We start from the raw sequence: 16,589 nt of genomic DNA on the forward strand, positions 1-16,589 counted from the left end.
CGCATCGAAGGAGACTGCATGTCCGTACGGTCCTGGTTCGGCGCCGCGATCCTTGCCACCACCACGGTTCTGTCCTGTGCACAAGCCGCGTCGGCCCACGGGGAGCACGGCCCCGGCGAACCGCACGCGACGCGGATCTCCGCCGCGAACGCGGGCGCCAACGTCTTCCCGCCGTCCGTCGGCGTCAGGGCCTTTCTGAACGACGCCGAGACCGGCAAGCCCCTGGCGGGCAAGCACATCGACTTCACCACGCCCGACGGCAGCGACATCTGCCGGGGCGTGACCAACGCCGAGGGCGAGGCCGCGTGCACCGGCCCGCTCCGCCTCGGCACGGCCAGCGTCGGCACGCTGACCAATGGCTATGTCGCCACTTTCCGGGGCGACGAACACTACGGCTCCTCCTATTCGTTCGGCACGGTGGGTGTGCTGGTCCGCCCCTGACCGTCGGCCGCATCGGGGTACCGCCGGGGATCCGCGCAGACCTCGCCCGGCAGGGCCGGAGGCAGCCCTGCCGGGTCCGTCCGGGACCGCGGAGACTACGGGCTGCCTTGCCCGTGGTAGCGTCGCTCTCTTCTCCGGGGCCTGTACCGCCGGTTGACGCCCCGGATCGTCCGTCTCCTCGTCGCCGACAAGCTCATCCACGACACGGTCGCCTCGTGGCTGCTCGCCGCCGGCTGGCGCAACTGGTCGGCGCCGGAGCGAACAGCCTCGGTCACCACGGGCACCCTCACCCCCTGGTTGTCCGCATGGGCCCGGACCCGTACCGATCCGGCGGGCCTGCACCTCGGTGACGCGCTCGACCGGTGGCTCTTCGAGGGCAAACTCGCCGACCTCCGCCTCGGGTTCTACGACGAGGTGCACGCCACACCGGAACTGCTGCCCTGGCTCCTGTCCTTGGAAAAGGGCCGCATCGAAGCCGCTCAACTGACGGAAGTCGAGCGCATCTCAGCCCCGTATCTCCACGATGCCCGGTTGTCCCGGCCCCAGCGGCTTCGCCAGGGCGGGACAACCGGTGTCAGGCGAGAGGCCGCAGCGGCACGATGTTGTCCGGGACCGCCCGCACGGGGCCTCAGCGCCAGGACCGCACCGTGGGATCGGATGAGTCCAAAGCAATGAAGTCGCTGACGCCGACCCCCGGCGAGATGTCCACACCCCACCCGGTGCACCCATCGCCGTGGTACACCGTCCACGACTGGTCGTCATTGTTGAAGACCGAACGCGCCACGATCGGTGTGCTGCCGCAGCTGTGATCCGTGGGGTTCGGATACAGCGACGGTGCGCCCCCGTAGTCGTAGTTGGGGTAGAAGCAGACATTCCCTGAGGGACAGTTCCCGGGGGCTGCGAGGACTCCCGCGGTGGCCGGTGGCGCAGTGATGAACATGCCGGCCAGCCCGAGCCCGATGGCGGCCGCCGCGGTGACCACCCGGTGCGCGAAGTATCCGAAGGCCGACCTGTCTCCTCGGCCGGTGGGTGCTTGCCGTGTCCTGGTGGAGTCCGAGCTTCGCGTGAGTGGCATGAGATGCCTCCTTGCCGGACGTCGCCGTCCCTACGGGGCACGGCGTGCGTCCAGGACAGCGGCGGCCGTCAACACCAGCTATCGCTTTCTGCATAATTCACCCGAGAGGGTGTAGCAGCGCAAGCCCTGGGAGAAGACCACACGCCCCGGCACCGCGCTCACCCCGAACCGCGTCCGGCGGGGGTCCAGGAACATCCGCCCCCGCCCGGGCAGTCCGGCCCGTGCACCCAAACCCACCCGGCCCGGGCCAGGACGGCCACCCAGTGCCTGTTTCTGAACCCCCTGGAGCGTGGGCGGTAGCCGGCCAGCAGGTGGACCGAGGGGGAAGGTGCTGACCGTCACCTTCAGATCGATCAAGCCGCCGGGCTTCTCGGAAGGCTCTAGGTAGCGGCGGTTCCGGTTGACACCACGGCTTTGGTAGAGGCATTCTCCACCGCCTCGGCGACACGGCCGGCCAGGTCCTCCCACGGACGTGGAGCAACGACCGGCACGTCGGCCGCCCGCGCCTGTGCGGCGAGCCATCGGCCGTACAGCACGCTGACGCATGCGCGATGGCGCTGTGGTCCGGCCTCCGGCTCCCGGCGCAGGTAGTTGGCCGTCACCTGCCCCTCGTCGTCCTCGTGGAGGAAGACGGCACGGACCGGGCCTTCGGGCGTCGCCGGTCCGGGCAGGACGTAGTCCCCTTCCAGGATCACCGGGGTGTCGGTGCCCACATGGTTGGCCACCACCGCCTCGATCGCCGGCGCCAGCGTCTCGGCGATCGCGATCTGCCGCTCGACCACCGACTCGGGCGTCCGGCGGGCGGCCTCCGGGTGAGTGCGCCAGAAGTGGACCTCCGGCAGGTGCTCGGGCAGTGTCACCGCAAGAAGGGCCTCGACGATGTCGTCGACCTCCACGACGGGGACGTCGTACCGTCGTGCCAATGCCCGCCCGACACCGGTCTTCCCCATCCCCGACGCGCCCCCGACGATGAGCACCCGCCAGTCGGGAAGACTCCTCACCTCATCCGTACCGTTCACGCGGGCAGAGTACTGTAGCCGCTTCTTTCACTTGGGCCACACCAGCCGCAGCGGTTCCCGTTCGGGGAACGGTCGCGCTCTTGACCTGCTGATACGAGGTACAGAAACAGGCACTCATACAGCTGACAACCCGGTACGGGGATACGGCCGGTGCCGTCGCCCGCCCGTGCCCCCGCTGCCGCGGGAACAGCCGCACCCCATCTCCCGCCCCCGAAAGGATCCTTCACCTCCTGTGCACATGCCCCACCCCGAACACCCGCTCCTCACCGCCGTCCGCAACAGCGACACCGAGGCAGTGGCCACCCTGCTCCTGGACGCGTACGGCACCCCTCAGGCGCACGGCCCGCACGTCGCCGCCGCCCTGCGCCTGGCCGCGGACGCCCTCGACCACCGGGTCCTCGATGCCCTGCTGAAGCAGGCCGACCTCGACGCGCTGGATCTGAACGGCATCGACGCCGACGGCCGCACGCCCCTGCTGCGCGCCGTCGACCGCGGCGCCCACGACATCGCCACCGCACTGCACTTCGCCGGGGCCGACCCCCGGGTCGCGGACCGGGAGGGCCGCGACGCCCTCGCGCTGGCCCGCCACTGGCATACGACCGGCACCGGAGCGGGGGTCCACCGGCGGACCGTGCGCGACGGCGACGGCGCGATCTGCCGCGAGCTGGTGATCGGCGGGCAGACCGTCCGCGACGGCCACACCGCGATCCTCACCCACCTGGAATGGTGCTGCGGAATCGTCACGCCCTTCGCCGAACTGCTGGACCGCGCCATGGCCGAACCCGAGGTCGACCACCCGGTGTGGGGAGCGGCCGTCGTCGCGGCCGCCGGACGCGAGGGCCGTGCGCTGCCGCCCATCTGGGACGCCGCAGCCGCTCTTCGGCACCACCCCGACCCGTTGGCACGCTACTTCGGCGCGGAAGTGCTGCGCTGCATCAACCTCTACGACGAAAGCGGCGAGGACGAGGAGTCCCCCTTCGACACCCCGCTCATCGACCTCTTCCTCCCCTGGGCCGAACAGGAGGAGGATCCCCGCGTGATGCGGCCCCTGACCGCCGGCCTGACCGGTGCCATGGACCCCCGCGCCGAGAAGCCGCTGCCCGCCCTGACCCGTCACCCCGACGCCCAGGTCCGGTCCTGGGCGGTCGGCGGCCTGCATTGGCAGGTCCAGCAGGGGAACGCCGACGCCCTGGCCGCCGTCCTCGCCTGCACCCGGGACGCGAACGCCGGAGTCCGGGAAGGCGCCTGCCGGGCCCTCCTCCGGGCCCGGGCCGACGATCCCGCCCCTTGCGACGCCCTGGCCGCTTGCCTCTCCGACTCCGAGGAGGCCGTACGGGTCACCGCCGCGGTGCAACTGGCCCTGCGCGACGACCCCCGCGGTGACGCACTGCTGGACTCCCTCGACAACACCGTCGACCGGACGTCGCCGTATTACTGGCCGCTGCGCGACGTATGGCGGCACCGCCGGGACTGGTGAGCCGGGACCGGTGGAGAGTCACCACTGCCCCTATGACGGGGCCCTGGCAGTGATGGGCCCGACCAGGTCGAAGGTCTCCCGGGCACGGCGAAGGACGCCTCACCGCGCAGGCGCTCCGGGTTGTCCCCCTCGGTGATCAGCAACGTGACGTCGTGTCCGGGCCGATACCCACCGGGGCGAGCAGCTGCGGGGCACTCGCTCTCCCAGAGGGATGGCCGCCCGCCTCAACGGTCGTCCGGATAACGCTCGGAGAAGGTTTCGACCATGAACCGGGCCATGGCGGTGAGCCGTCGGGGCGGATAGCCGTCGGGGTCGCGCAGGGTGAGTCGGCCGCCCTCTTCCATGGCGGTGAGCAGGAGGTGGGCGAGGAGGTCGACGTCGACGGCCTCGGTGCCGGGGCGGCCGGTGAGGAAGTGGCGGGTGATGTCGGCGAATTGTGTGCGGATGGCAGCTTCGGCCTGCTGACGGTAGGCGCGTACGGGCGGGGGCGCGGCGTCGACGGGAAGGAGGATGGCGCGCCAGCGTTCCGGATGGGTGGTGACGGCGGCGAAGAAGCTCTCGGCGACGTGGGTGAAGACGGCGACGGGGTCGGCGTCGGCGAGGTCGGCCGGGAGGGTGTCGGCGATCTGGGCGAGGGCGCGTTCGCCCTCGCGGCGCAGCAGGTCGCGCAGGATGTGGTTGCTGTCGGTGAACTGGCCGTAGACGACCGGCCTGGTGACACCGGCCGCTCTGGCCACCGCGTCGACGGAGACACCGACCACCCCCTCGGTGTTGATGATCCGCAGTGCGGTGTCCAGCAGTTGCTCGCGTCGTTCGGCCGGGGCCATGCGTGGGGCGTACGGGCGCTTGCGGGCGGTGCCGGGGGGTGTCATGGCCTCAATCCTACCCTTGTGAAGCTACACAGCTGTAGCTACAGTCGCGCAGCAATGAAGGCTACAGCCGTACAGCAATGACGGAGGGAGGGCCGATGACGAGGACCGGCATGCCGGGGCGCCTGTGCATCATCGGTGCGGGCTACGTCGGCAACGGGCTGGCGCGCGCCCTGCGGCAGGCGGGCATCCCGTACGACCAGTTCGAGGCCACCGGCGAGATCGGCGGGAACTGGGCGCACGGGGTGTACGACTCGACGCACCTGATCAGTTCGAAGAAGTCCACCCAGTACGTCGAGTACCCGATGCCGGCCGACTACCCGACGTTTCCCGGCCGGGCGCAGATGCTGCGGTACCTGAACGACTACGTGGACCACTTCGGGCTGCGCGAGCACATCGAGTTCGACACCGAGGTCGTCGAGGTGCGGCCGCTGGACCGCACCGGCATGGCCGGCTGGGCCGTGACGCTGTCGACCGGCGAACGGCGCGAGTACGCCGGGGTTGTCGTGGCCAACGGTCACTACTGGGAGCGCAACACCCCCTCGTATCCAGGTACGTTCAGCGGCCGTCAGCTGCACTCCAAGGACTACAAGCGCCCCGCCGACTTCGGCACCGGCGACCGGGTGCTCGTGGTCGGCGGCGGCAACTCGGCCAGCGACCTCGCGGTCGAGGCGGCGGCCGCGTTCGGCGGCGCCGACCTGTCCATGCGCTCCGGGTACTGGTTCATCCCGAAGACGATCTTCGGGATACCGGCCTCGGAATGGGACCGGGTATGGCTGCCGATGCCCTTGCAACGGCTCGGCTTCAAGGCGCTGTTGCGGCTGTCCTACGGCCGTTACGAGCGGTACGGGCTCCAGAAGCCCGACCACGAGCTGTTCAGCAAGGACGTCACGGTCAATTCCTCGCTGATGTACGCGCTGCTGCACGGCAAGGTCCGGCCGCGCAAGGAGATCGCCCGCTTCGACGGATCCACCGTGCACTTCGCCGACGGCACCAGCGGCGAGTACGACACCATCGTGTGGGCCACCGGCTTCCGCACCCGCTTCCCGTTCCTGGACGAGTCGATGTTCGTGTGGGAGAACGGGCAGCCACTGCTGATCGAGCACGTGCTCGTCCCCCGCTACGCCAACCTCTACATCTGGGGCCTGGTCGCGCCCCGCTCCGGAGCCGGGAAGATCATCTCGCACGGCTCGGACTTCCTCGCCGAAGCGGCCGTCGCGCAGCGGCTGTTCCCGGTCCCGCTGTCCGACCTGGTCGCCCGCCGCATGCCGGCGCGCAGCTCGATCCTGGCCGGGTCGGCGGAGATCCTCACCCGGATCCGCCTGCTGCGTCGCGTCCTTCACGGCCATTGCCGCCGGGCCCGGATGCTCGGCGACGTGGCGTCGTGGGGCGCACGCCGTGGCCCCACCCCCGAACTCGCGCACCGCGGACCTGCCCGCGAACTCCCTTCCCCCGCCGAGGCTTCGGAGACCGTACGCCCCACCGGTGTCGTCGAAACGGAGGTGCCCGTATGAGCCTGCCCGCCCCCACGCCACGGAACCGGGCCGTGGTCACCGGCGCCTCGTCCGGCATCGGCGCCGCGCTCGCCGAGGGCCTGGCGGCCCGGGGCCACTCACTGGTCCTGGTGGCCCGTCGCCAGGAGCGGCTGCGCGAACTCTCCGAGCGGCTGGCCGAGCGATACCGCGTCCAGGCCGAAGTACGCCCCTGCGACCTCGCCGACCGGGAAGAACGGGCCGAGCTGGCCGCCGACTTGGCGTCCCGGGACATCACGGTGCTGTGCAACAACGCCGGCTTCGCCACCTACGGACCGCTGTCCGCCCTCGCGCCGGACCGGGAGCGGCTGCAGGTCGAGCTGGACGTGGTGGCCGTGCACGAGCTGACCCTGGCCGTGCTGCCCGGCATGCTGGAGCGCAGAGCCGGCGCGATCCTCATCACCGGATCCACGGCCGGCAACCAGCCCGGCCCGAACAACACGACCTACGCCGCCTCGAAGGCGTTCGCGAACACCTTCGCCGAGTCCCTGCACGCCGAACTCGCCGGCACCGGGGTGAGCTGCACCCTCCTCGCCCCCGGCCCGGTACGCACCGAGTTCACCCGGGTCGCCGGCGTACCGGCGGTGGACCGCCTGGTCCCGGCGGGGCTCTGGGTGTCGGCCGAGCAGGCCGCACAGCAGGCCATCACCGGCATGACCCGGGGCAAACGGCGCGTCGTACCGGGCCCCTTCGCCAAGGTCCAGACGGTCGGCGGGCAGTACACCCCCCGGTGGTTCACCGGCCGGCTGCTGCGCGCGGCGTACGGGAGGCTGACGTGAGCGACTGGGAACCCACCACCCGCACGCAGGGCCGCGGCCTGGTCTCCGACCTGCGACGCCTGCTCGCCCTGGGCAACCCGCGCCGCACCCTGTACCGCGACGCGCACTACTTCACCGCAACCGTCGAGGTCGACCCCGAACGGATGCGGCCCTGGCTGCCGTTCGGGGTCCGGCTCGCCGAGCCCGCCCGGGCGGACGTGTTCACCGCGTTCTTCCCCGACTGCACCTACGGCTCCGTCTACCACGAGGCCGGGGTGTTCGTGCACATCCAGGTCGGCCGCCGCACCGGCATCCACTGTCCCTGGATGATCCTCGACGACGACGTCGCGCTCATCCTCGGCCGCGAACTGCTCGGCTACCCCAAGAAGCTGGGCGAGATCGACTGGCACCTCGACGGCGACACCATCCGCGCCGGGGCGCGCAGGCGAGGCAGCACGCTGATCACCATGGGCGGCACCCTCGGCGCGAGGATCGACGACCCGCCGCCGATCCTCGGCCGTCCGCACCGCAACGCCATGGGGCTCCTCGGGGCGGCCCTGCCCCGCATGGTCGGCTTCACACCCGGCGAACACCCCCTCGAAGTACGGGAAGTCACCGGCTTCGAGCTCACCATCGGCGGCTCCGAACGCGACCCGCTCGACCAGATGGGGTTCGGCCCGGTCCTTCAGGCCCGCCTCCACCGCGTCGACCTGACCGCCGGCCGCCCGCCGATCCCGCTCCGTCCGCTCTCGCCGCTGTTCACGGCGAGCCGACTCCGACCGAGGGTGCTCTGAGTTGACTTCCTCCCCCTCCTAAAGGAGGGGGATTCCTACGGCTCGCGCCGTGGGAGTTTCTGCTTCCTCGCCGACTGCCCGCCCGGAGTTCTCCGTTGAGGTCTTACACCAGCTCCACAGACTGTCACCGCCAGCCCGGCGGCCTTGAGATTGCATGCCGCGTTCACGTCCCGATCGTGAGTCGTGCCGCAGTTGCCGCACGTCCACTCACGGACATGCAGGGGCATGGTCCCGGCGAGGGTGCCTCAGCGGGAGCACAGCTTGGACGAGGGGAAGAAGCGGTCCACCGCGATCACTTCCCGCCCGTACCAGGCAGCCTTGTACTCCAGCATGCTCCGGAACCCCGCCCACGCGGCATCGCTGATGGCGCGGGCCAGGCTCCGGTTCTTGACCATGTTGCGAACGGTCAGGTCCTCGATCACGATCGTTTGGTTCTCACGAACGAGACGAGTGGTCAGCTTGTGCAGGTGGTTCCGGCGCCGGTCGGCGATCCGGGCGTGGATCCTGGCGACTTTCAACCGGGCTTTGCGACGGTTGGCCCCATCTCCCTTGGCCTTCTTCGCCAGGACCCGCTGGGCCTTGGCAAAGCGGGCGCGGTCGCGGCGTTCGTGCCGGGGGTTGGTGATCTTCTCCCCGGTGGAGAGGGTCAGGAGGTGGTCCAGGCCGACATCCACTCCGACCGCCGCATCCGTGGAGGGGAGCGGATTCACGGACGGGTCGTCGCACAGCATGGAGACAAACCAGCGTCCCGCGCTGTCGCGGGACACGGTCACCGTGGTCGGCTCGATTCCATCAGGCAGGGGCCGGGACCAGGCGATGTCCAGCGGTTCCGCCATCTTGGCAAGAGTGATCCGGCCGTCGCGGAACTTGAACGCCGACCGAGTGTATTCCGCCGATGCCCGGGACTTCTTCCGCGACTTGAAACGCGGGTACCTGGCCCGCTTCGCGAAGAAGCTGGTGAACGCCCCCTGCAAGTGGCGGAGCGTCTGCTGGAGCGGGACCGAGGACACCTCGGACAGGTAGGCCAGCTCCTCGGTCTTCTTCCATACGGTCAGCATCGCCGACGTCTGGTTGTAATTGACCCGCTCCTGCCGCGCCCACGCTTCCGTACGGGCCGCGAGCGCCATGTTGTAGACCTTCCGCACGCATCCGAACGTGCGCGACAGCTCGGCTGCCTGCGCATCGGTCGGATAGAAGCGGTACTTGAACGCCCGCTTCACGTAGGCCGTAGTCACACTCACAAACTAGTAGGACAACAGGTAGAACTCAACTGCGGGCCAGAGCACTGTGATCCGCCCTGACGCCGAACCACAGCCCGCTGCACCGCAGGAGTTTCGATTCCTCCCCCGGCTGAAGCCGGGGGGATCCACGAAGGGAATCCGATGACCGACACCACGACCACCGTGCTCGCCGAACCGCTGCTCCTTCCCTGCGGGGCGGTCCTGGCCAACCGCATCGCCAAGGCCGGCACGAGCGAGCAACTCGCCACCCGTTCCGGAGCGCCCACCGCCGGCCTGCACCGTCTCTACGCCACCTGGGCCCGCTCCGGCGCCGGACTGCTCATCACCGGCAACGTCATGATCAACCGGGACGGGCTCGTCGAACCCCGCAACGCCGTCCTCGACGACGACCGCGCCCTGCCCGCCTTCACCGCCTGGGCCGATGCCGCACATGCCGGCGGCACGGCGGTGTGGATGCAGATCAACCACCCCGGCCGGGTCGCCACCGTCCCCTTCACCCGCAGGCCCGTCGGTCCCTCGGCCGCCCGCGAACCCGTCCCCGGCCTCAACCTTCGCACCCCGCGCGAACTGACCGCCCCGCGCATCCAGGCACTCACCCGCCAGTTCGCCCGCACCGCTCAACTCGCCGTCGCTGCGGGCTTCGACGGCATCCAGATCCACGCCGCACACGGCTACCTGCTCTCCCAGTTCCTCTCCCCACTCGCCAACACCCGCGACGACCACTACGGCCGCGACGCGGCGGGCCGCCGCCGAGCCCTGCTGGAAACCGTGACCGCCGTACGCGAGGCAGTCGGCCCCTCCGTGCCCATCGCGGTCAAGCTCAACTCCAAGGACTTCCAGCACGGCGGCCTGAGCGAGACCGAATCCCTCGACGTCGCCGCCGTGCTCGCCGACACCGGCATCGACCTCCTGGAGATCACTGGGGGCAACTACGCCGAACCCGCCATGGAAGGCGTGCACCACGGCCCCCACCAGGGCCCCTACTTCGCCGACTACGCCGCCAAGGTCCGCGACCGCGTCAACGTGCCCCTCATGCTCACCGGCGGTCTGCGCACCCGCGCCACCATGGAGCGCCTCGTACGCGACGGCGCCGTCGACGCCGTCGGAATCGCCCGCCCGATGGCGTTCGTCCCCGACTACCCGGCCCGCATCCTCGCGGGCGAGCCCGAACCCCTCCTGCCTACACCACCGCGCCCCACCGGCTACCGTCCCCTCGACGGATTCGTCCAACTCGCCTCGCACAACCTGCAGTTCCACCGCATCGCCGCCGGACGCACCCCACAGCCCCGGGCCGGCCTCGGCACCGTGCTGCACGCCGTCGGCAAGCTCACCGCAGCCGCGGCCGGCCAGGCCGTACTGCCCTGATGAGCTCCCGCTCGGCGACCACGCAACCCTGATGCCCATAACCGCGCCGCTCCCCGCGCCCTCATCAGGGCGCGGGGAGCGATCTCACCACAGCGGGCCGACCAGCGCAGTTGACTCTATTTTCGCGCCGGACGCCGTTTCGGACCAGACCCGCTCAAAGCGTCATGCGGCGCGCAGCGCGGTGGTGGGGGGCATGCGGGCGGCGCGCAGGGCGGGGTAGATGCCTGCGGCGGTGGCGACGAGCACGGCGGTGAGGGGGCCTGCGGCAAGGGTGTAGAGGGGGACGCTCGCGGGCCAGCCCTGGGCAGCGGCGTAGGTGTACACCGTGAGGGCGCCGCCGGCGGCTCCGGCGAGTCCTCCGCCGAATCCCAGCAGGACGGCTTCGATGAGGAATTGGGCGGCCACCTGTCCGCTGCGGGCGCCCAGGGCCCGGCGCAGGCCGATCTCGCCACGGCGTTCCATGACGCCGACGACCATGGTGTTGGCGATGCCGACGCCGCCGACGAGGAGGGCGACCGCGGCGAGCGTGAGGACGAGGCCGGTCATGGTGTTCCGGGTCTCGGTGCGGGCCTTGAGGAGGTCGGAGGGGCGGGTGACGGCGACGTCGGTGGGGTGGGCGGGGTTGGCGGTGGCTCCGGCCACGGACTGCACGACGTCGACCCGCTCGGGGTGGGCCTGTACGTATACGGCGGAGGCGGTGCCGTCGGCGCCCAGGTGGGCGGTGGCCTGGGGCCAGCCGACGAGGGCGGAGGTGTCGAGGTCGGGGATGAGTTCGTTGGGTTCCAGGATGCCGATGACGGCGTACCACTGGCCGCCGAGCCAGACCTTCCGGCCGGGTGCGCTGACGCCGAGGCGGCCGGCGGCCTGGTCGCCGAGCACGGTGACGGGGAGGTGCTGGCTGGCGGTGTCCAGCCAGCGGCCGGAGCGCAGTCGGGCGTGCAGGACGTCCGGGAGGTTGAGCCGGGCCGCCTCGACGGCGATGCTGCCGTTCAGCTCGGTGGGCACCAGGTCGCTGCGGTAGACGTGGGCGGTGGTGTCGCCGGTCGCGGTGACCCGCTGGACGGGGGTGATGTTGGCGAGCATCTTCTCGGCCTCGGGGGGCAGGGGCACCTTCTTCTGGTCGGCGTCCTTGCCGGGGCCCACGGTGATCACGTTCGAGCCGAGCCGGTCCAGGCGTTCCAGGAGGTGCGCCTGGTTGGAGGAGGAGATCCCGGTGACCGCGACGGCGGCGGCGATGCCGAGGGAGATGCCGAGCGCCGACAGGGCCGAGCGCAGGCGGCGGGTGCGCGGGCCGAGCAGACCCAGGCGCAGCAGGTCGGCGGGGCTCAGCCGAGTGGGACGCGGTGTGGTGGTGGTGCTGCGACGTTTCAACGGGCCGCCTCCTCAGGGGCGTTGCTCCCACCGGATTCCGGGAGCGTGCTGGTCTCGTCGAAGGCGATACGGCCGTCCTGGATGCCGACACGGCGGGGGAAGGAGGCGGCCAGGTCACGGTCGTGGGTGATGACCATCACGGTGGTACCGGCCGTGTTCAGGCGGCGCAGCAGTTCGACGACCGCTGCCCCGGAGGCGATGTCCAGGGCTCCGGTCGGCTCATCGGCGAGCAGCAGGGCGGGGCGGCCGACGAGGGCGCGGGCGATGGCGACTCGTTGCTGTTCGCCGCCGGACAGCTGGCTGGGGTCATGGTCGAGCCGGTGGCCGAGGCCGACCTCGCGCAGTGCCTCGATGGCGCGTGAGCGGCGCAGCGAGGGGCTGGTGCCGCTGTAGAGCAGGCCGGTGGCGACGTTCTCGACGGTGGTGAGGCCGGGCAGGAGGAAGAACTGCTGGAAGACGAAGCCGATGCGGTGGGCGCGCAGGGCGGCCACCTCCGGCTCCGTGAGGGTGGTCAGGTCGTCTCCCTCGAAGAGGAGTTGACCATCGGTGGGCCGGTCGAGGGAGCCGAGCAGGGCGAGCAGGGTGGATTTGCCGGAGCCGGACGGGCCGACGACGGCGACGAGTTCGCCCGGCGTCACGGTCAGGTCGATGTCGTGCAGGATGCGCAAGGGGGGCGTGCCGGGATGCTTGCCGGGATACTCCTTGACGATGCCGCGCAGTTCCAGCACCGGTGGCGCACCTGTCCGATCGGATGCGTCGAAGAGTGTGCTCATGACGGGATCACCACCTGGTCGCCGGCCTTGATCTCGCCGGTGATCTGGGCCTTGGCATTGGCGACGAGTCCGAGCTGGACGCGGACGAGCCGGGTCCGGCCGCCGCCGGCCACCTGGACGCCGTAGCCGCCGCCGTCCAGCGCGAGCAGGGCGGTGACGGGGACGACGAGGGCGTCGTCGACGCTCCGGCCGGTGACGGTCACGGTCACCGAGGAAGGGCCTGCCTTCGCCGCCTGCTTCTGGCCGTCGAGGGCGACGGTCACGGTCGTCTTGCTCGTGTCGCCCCCTCCGCCGCTGTCGCCGCCACCGCCACCGCCGTTGCCCTGCTGGTTGCCCGGGCCGCCCAGGTTCAGGGTGCGGATGGTGCCGGGAACCTGGGTGCCGTCGGACAGTCGGACGGTCACCTTGCCGCCGGGCTGGAACTGGGAGACCTGGTCGTCGGACGGCTGGAGCCGGGCCACCAGGTCGGTGCCGGTGACCTTGAGCACCGCCGAGGCTCCGACGGCCGCGCCCAATCGGGCGGGCACCTGCTGCACCCGTACCGTTGCCGAGGGCAGGGCCACGACCGAGCCGAGTGTGATCTTGCCGGTCTGCTTGAGCCCGGCGGCCTTCTGCCAGCGCTTGACGGCGGTGACGGTCGCCTTCGTGAACTTCTCGTCCACGCTCAGCCCCAGGCCGTCCGCGTGGCCGAGGTCGACGAGGTTGCGCTTGAGCTCCCGTACGTCCTCGCCGTCGGACACGCCCTCGGCGAGGTCGCGCCAGAAGGGGCGGTCGCCGGTGAACAGGACGACGGGGGCGCCGTCGACCTCGTACAGCCGCTGCCCGGCTTTGATCCGGTCGCCCTCCTTGGGGAGCGCGGTGAGGACGCCGTGCCCTTGGGCGACCACGTCGGTCGGGGTGCCGTAGGAGAGCTGTCCTGCCAGTTTCAGGCCGTCGGCGAGCGAGGTGCGCCGGACCTCGGCGGTGGTGTGGCGGACTGCCGGGTGCCCGGTCTGCGCGGAGCCGCCGTGCCAGGGCTGGAGGACGGCCAGGGTCCCCGCGGCCAGGGCGGCCACCAGGACCGCGGAGACGATCACGGGCCTGCGACGGAGCCGGCTCCGCCGCGGGCCGGCGGAGTCGGCGTCCCCGTCCCCGTCCGGCGCGGGATCCTGCGCGGTCGGTTCGCTGTCGGCGGTCACATCGTTGTCGGTGGCCACAGTCACGACCCCACCTGGATGCCGGGGCCGGGAATCTTGGTGCAGGCCTTCGCGGCCACGCCGAACTTCGCCTTGTCCCACTTCTTGGGGTCGACCACGATCACGCCGGTCTTGGGGTCGGGGTCGGGGGCGTCCGCATAGCCGTTCCCGCGCAGGCAGGCGACGTACTTGCGCGCCTGGTCCACCGCCTTCTGCTTGTCCTGCTCCTGAACCTGCTGCATGCCCGGCACCTTGGCGTTGCAGGTCTTCTCCGCCTGGTCGTAGGCGCTGTTGTCGGCGCCGCCGCCGCTCTTGCCCACGGCCCCACCCGCAGGGATCTGGACCTCGCCCTTGGGGCCCATGATCACTCCGGTCTGCCCCTCCTGGTGCATGCAGTCGACCCACTGCTGCCGGACGGCCCGCTGATCCTTCGGCTTCCCGCTCGCGCTCGCCCCACCGCCTCCGGCGACGTCGGGCGCCTTCTGCTCCGCCGTACAGCCGCTCACGGACACCACGGCCGCGACGGCCAGCGCCGTCATCGTGCTCCACGTGGCCAGAACGGTCCCGGTGCCGTACCCCTTGAAACGCATGACACGCCCCTCCTGTGGTCTGCCGGCCCGCTACGTCCGGACCGGTCACCACAAGAAGTACGGGGCGGGCGGTGAGCCACCGGTGAGAATCCGGCTAACCCGCGGCTAACCCGCGTCAAGGCATCCTGGAGGGGACAGAGCAGGACATGAGGGGCCGGAGTGATGGATGCGCATACTGATCGTCGAGGACGAGGCGGAGCTGGCGGCGATGCTCGCCGACGGCCTCAAGGGCGAGGGCACGGCGTGCGACATCGCCCCTGACGGGGCGCGCGCCCTGGAGATGACGGCCGCCAGGACGTACGACGTCGTCATCCTGGACCGCGACCTGCCGCAGGTGAGCGGTGACACCGTGTGCCGCACCCTGAACGCCACCGGGTACCCGGCCCGCATCCTCATGCTCACCGCCGCGGGCACGCTGGCCGACCTCGTCGACGGGCTCGGCCACGGCGCCGACGACTACCTCGCCAAGCCCTTCTCCTACATCGAACTCGTCGCCCGGCTACGGGCGTTGGGCCGCCGTGCGCCCGCCCCCGCCGCCACCGTCCTGACCCGGCGCGGCATCAGTCTGGACACCGTCCGGCGCACCGCCGAACGCGACGGCACCCCGCTCCGCCTCACGCCCCGCGAACTGGGCGTCCTGGAGATCCTTCTCGCCGCCGACGGCGCCCCCGTGCACCCCGGCGAGCTCTTCGAGCAGCTGTGGGACTCCGCCCTCGACCCGAACACCACCGCGGTCAAGGTCGCCGTCCACCAACTGCGCCGCAAACTCGGCGACCCCCCGGTCATCGCGACCGACCCCGGCTTCGGATACCGCCTGTGAACCCGGCCCCCTCCCCCGCGCCACGCCCGCACCGCGGCCTGACCCTGCGCACCCGGCTCACCTGCACGACGGTCGCCACCTTCGCGCTCCTCGGCGGCGGCCTGCTCCTGCTGAACTGGCTGGGCGTGCGCCGGCTGATCGCCATCCACCGCGACCTGCTCACGCCCGGCGCCATCCCGTCGTCGGTCCCCCGCCCGACCTCGGCACCGGTGATCCCATCCCCTGCACCGACCGGCCCCGCCCACCCGCCGCCGGGCGCCGTCCGCTCCGAGGCCATTGCCGCCAACAGCTTCGAGGACTTCAAACGCTCCGTTCTGACCGGCCTGTTCACCCACTCCCTCGTCCTGCTGGCCGTCTTCACCGCCCTGGCCGCCCTCGTCGCCTGGTGGTTCAGCCGCCGCTCCCTGCGCCGCCTCGGTCACGTCGCCGAAGCCGCCGCCCGCATCAACAACGGCAACCACCTCGGCGAACGGCTCACCCTGACCGGCCCCCACGACGAGGTGGGCCGACTCGGCGACACCATCGACGCCATGCTCGAACGCCTGGAGGCGAGCTTCACCGCCCAGCGCCGCTTCACCGCCCAGGCCTCCCACGAACTGCGCACCCCCCTCACCATCCAACGCACCGCCCTGGAGATCCCCCTCTCCCAGGGCCGCGTCCCCGCCGACCTGGAACCCGCCCTGCGCACCGCACTCGACGCCACCACCCGCAGCGAGAACCTCCTCACCTCCCTCCTCGCCCTGGCCCGCGGCGAGAGCGGCCTGACCACCGCCCGCCCCTCCGACCTCGCCGACACCGCCCGCACGGCCCTCGCCGACCTGCGTACGGAGATCACCGAACGCGACATCCTCGTACGCACCCAACTGAACCCGGCACCCGTCACCGGTGACCCCGCGCTCCTCGCCCAACTCGCCCTCAACCTCCTCACCAACGCCGTCCGCCACAACCACCCAGGCGGCCACGTCCACCTCACCACCGGCGAGACACGATCCGGCGCCTGGATCGAGGTCACCAACACCGGCACACTCATCGACCCGGCCCACATCCCCGCCCTCTTCGAACCGTTCCACCGCGCAGCGGCCACCGGCACCAAGGGCGCCGGCCTCGGCCTGGCCGTCGTACGCGCCATCACCAGCGCCCACCACGGCGGCGTACACGCCCATCCCAACCCCGAGGGCGGCCTCACCATCCGCGCCGAACTCGGCTCCGGGGACCTGTAGATGGAATGTTTTGACGGACCCCCGCCGGAGCAAGCCGACAGGGGTCCGGGGCGAGTAACCGCTTCGTCC

At 71.2% G+C, this 16,589-nt stretch carries 16 protein-coding genes and 2 pseudogenes; 10 read left to right on the forward strand and 8 right to left on the reverse strand.

The window, feature by feature from the left end; all coding sequences use genetic code 11:
• The first annotated feature begins 18 nt into the window (after positions 1-18).
• Together AB8735_RS03635 and AB8735_RS03640 are read left to right on the forward strand one after the other, a co-directional pair.
• Positions 19-441, forward strand: a complete 423-nt coding sequence (locus AB8735_RS03635) for a hypothetical protein (RefSeq protein ID WP_344027016.1) — start codon at positions 19-21, stop codon at positions 439-441.
• Positions 442-594: 153 nt separating this feature from the next.
• Positions 595-1,116, forward strand: coding sequence for a hypothetical protein (locus tag AB8735_RS03640; RefSeq protein ID WP_372405318.1), 522 nt, complete (start codon positions 595-597; stop codon positions 1,114-1,116).
• Here the strand turns inward: AB8735_RS03640 and AB8735_RS03645 are convergent.
• The gene (locus AB8735_RS03645; protein ID WP_372405319.1) at positions 1,070-1,516 is read right to left on the reverse strand and encodes a peptidase inhibitor family I36 protein; all 447 of its coding nucleotides are present in this window, start codon (positions 1,514-1,516) and stop codon (positions 1,070-1,072) included. The two genes, AB8735_RS03640 and AB8735_RS03645, sit on opposite strands and share 47 nt — an antisense overlap.
• Before the next feature lie 115 nt (positions 1,517-1,631).
• Here AB8735_RS03645 and AB8735_RS03650 point away from each other — a divergent pair.
• Positions 1,632-1,778, forward strand: a pseudogene (locus tag AB8735_RS03650) (transposase); the annotation flags it as partial.
• A 118-nt stretch (positions 1,779-1,896) separates the two neighbouring features.
• On the opposite strand, the gene AB8735_RS03655 reads toward AB8735_RS03650, so the two are convergent.
• On the reverse strand, positions 1,897-2,535 hold the full coding sequence (locus tag AB8735_RS03655; RefSeq protein ID WP_372405320.1) for a hypothetical protein: 639 nt from the start codon (positions 2,533-2,535) through the stop codon (positions 1,897-1,899).
• 238 nt (positions 2,536-2,773) lie between these two features.
• Here AB8735_RS03655 and AB8735_RS03660 point away from each other — a divergent pair, with 238 nt between their 5' ends.
• A complete protein-coding gene (locus tag AB8735_RS03660; protein ID WP_372405321.1) occupies positions 2,774-4,012 on the forward strand; it encodes a HEAT repeat domain-containing protein in 1,239 nt (412 codons plus the stop codon).
• 224 nt (positions 4,013-4,236) lie between these two features.
• On the opposite strand, the gene AB8735_RS03665 is transcribed toward AB8735_RS03660, so the two are convergent.
• Positions 4,237-4,884 (reverse strand): TetR/AcrR family transcriptional regulator, encoded by a 648-nt coding sequence (locus tag AB8735_RS03665; protein WP_372405322.1) that lies wholly within the window; start codon positions 4,882-4,884, stop codon positions 4,237-4,239.
• A gap of 95 nt (positions 4,885-4,979) precedes the next feature.
• Here AB8735_RS03665 and AB8735_RS03670 point away from each other — a divergent pair, with 95 nt between their 5' ends.
• Genes AB8735_RS03670 through AB8735_RS03680 form a run of 3 tightly spaced genes read left to right on the forward strand, consistent with a single transcriptional unit; the run spans position 4,980 to position 7,965 of the window.
• The gene (locus tag AB8735_RS03670) at positions 4,980-6,395 is read left to right on the forward strand and encodes a flavin-containing monooxygenase (RefSeq protein ID WP_372405324.1); all 1,416 of its coding nucleotides are present in this window, start codon (positions 4,980-4,982) and stop codon (positions 6,393-6,395) included.
• The gene (locus tag AB8735_RS03675; protein ID WP_372405325.1) at positions 6,392-7,192 is read left to right on the forward strand and encodes an SDR family NAD(P)-dependent oxidoreductase; all 801 of its coding nucleotides are present in this window, start codon (positions 6,392-6,394) and stop codon (positions 7,190-7,192) included. The genes AB8735_RS03670 and AB8735_RS03675 overlap by 4 nt, the downstream gene beginning before the upstream one ends.
• A complete protein-coding gene (locus AB8735_RS03680; protein WP_372405327.1) occupies positions 7,189-7,965 on the forward strand; it encodes an acetoacetate decarboxylase family protein in 777 nt (258 codons plus the stop codon). Before AB8735_RS03675 ends, AB8735_RS03680 begins: the two co-directional genes overlap by 4 nt.
• 35 nt (positions 7,966-8,000) lie before the next feature.
• On the opposite strand, the pseudogene AB8735_RS03685 reads toward AB8735_RS03680, so the two are convergent.
• A pseudogene (locus AB8735_RS03685) lies at positions 8,001-9,206 on the reverse strand (RNA-guided endonuclease InsQ/TnpB family protein).
• Between the two features lie 141 nt (positions 9,207-9,347).
• On the opposite strand from AB8735_RS03685, the gene AB8735_RS03690 reads away from it, so the two are divergent.
• Positions 9,348-10,571 (forward strand): 2,4-dienoyl-CoA reductase, encoded by a 1,224-nt coding sequence (locus tag AB8735_RS03690; protein ID WP_372405329.1) that lies wholly within the window; start codon positions 9,348-9,350, stop codon positions 10,569-10,571.
• A 162-nt stretch (positions 10,572-10,733) separates the two neighbouring features.
• Here the strand turns inward: AB8735_RS03690 and AB8735_RS03695 are convergent, their stop codons facing one another.
• Genes AB8735_RS03695 through AB8735_RS03710 form a run of 4 tightly spaced genes read right to left on the reverse strand, consistent with a single transcriptional unit; the run spans position 10,734 to position 14,480 of the window.
• Positions 10,734-11,942, reverse strand: coding sequence for an ABC transporter permease (locus tag AB8735_RS03695; protein ID WP_372405330.1), 1,209 nt, complete (start codon positions 11,940-11,942; stop codon positions 10,734-10,736).
• Complete coding sequence (locus AB8735_RS03700) at positions 11,939-12,715, reverse strand: ABC transporter ATP-binding protein (RefSeq protein WP_372405331.1); 777 nt, start codon at positions 12,713-12,715, stop codon at positions 11,939-11,941. The genes AB8735_RS03695 and AB8735_RS03700 overlap by 4 nt, the downstream gene beginning before the upstream one ends.
• Complete coding sequence (locus AB8735_RS03705; RefSeq protein ID WP_372405332.1) at positions 12,712-13,917, reverse strand: peptidoglycan-binding protein; 1,206 nt, start codon at positions 13,915-13,917, stop codon at positions 12,712-12,714. Before AB8735_RS03705 ends, AB8735_RS03700 begins: the two co-directional genes overlap by 4 nt.
• Entirely contained in the window at positions 13,914-14,480 is a 567-nt protein-coding gene (locus AB8735_RS03710) for a hypothetical protein (RefSeq protein WP_372405334.1), read from the reverse strand. The genes AB8735_RS03705 and AB8735_RS03710 overlap by 4 nt, the downstream gene beginning before the upstream one ends.
• 166 nt (positions 14,481-14,646) lie before the next feature.
• On the opposite strand from AB8735_RS03710, the gene AB8735_RS03715 reads away from it, so the two are divergent.
• Positions 14,647-15,300, forward strand: a complete 654-nt coding sequence (locus AB8735_RS03715) for a response regulator transcription factor (RefSeq protein ID WP_372405335.1) — start codon at positions 14,647-14,649, stop codon at positions 15,298-15,300.
• Positions 15,297-16,520, forward strand: a complete 1,224-nt coding sequence (locus AB8735_RS03720) for a sensor histidine kinase (protein WP_372405336.1) — start codon at positions 15,297-15,299, stop codon at positions 16,518-16,520. Before AB8735_RS03715 ends, AB8735_RS03720 begins: the two co-directional genes overlap by 4 nt.
• The last annotated feature ends 69 nt before the right edge of the window (positions 16,521-16,589 follow it).

The organism is Streptomyces luteireticuli (assembly GCF_041519305.1).
Lineage (GTDB): Bacteria > Actinomycetota > Actinomycetes > Streptomycetales > Streptomycetaceae > Streptomyces > Streptomyces luteireticuli.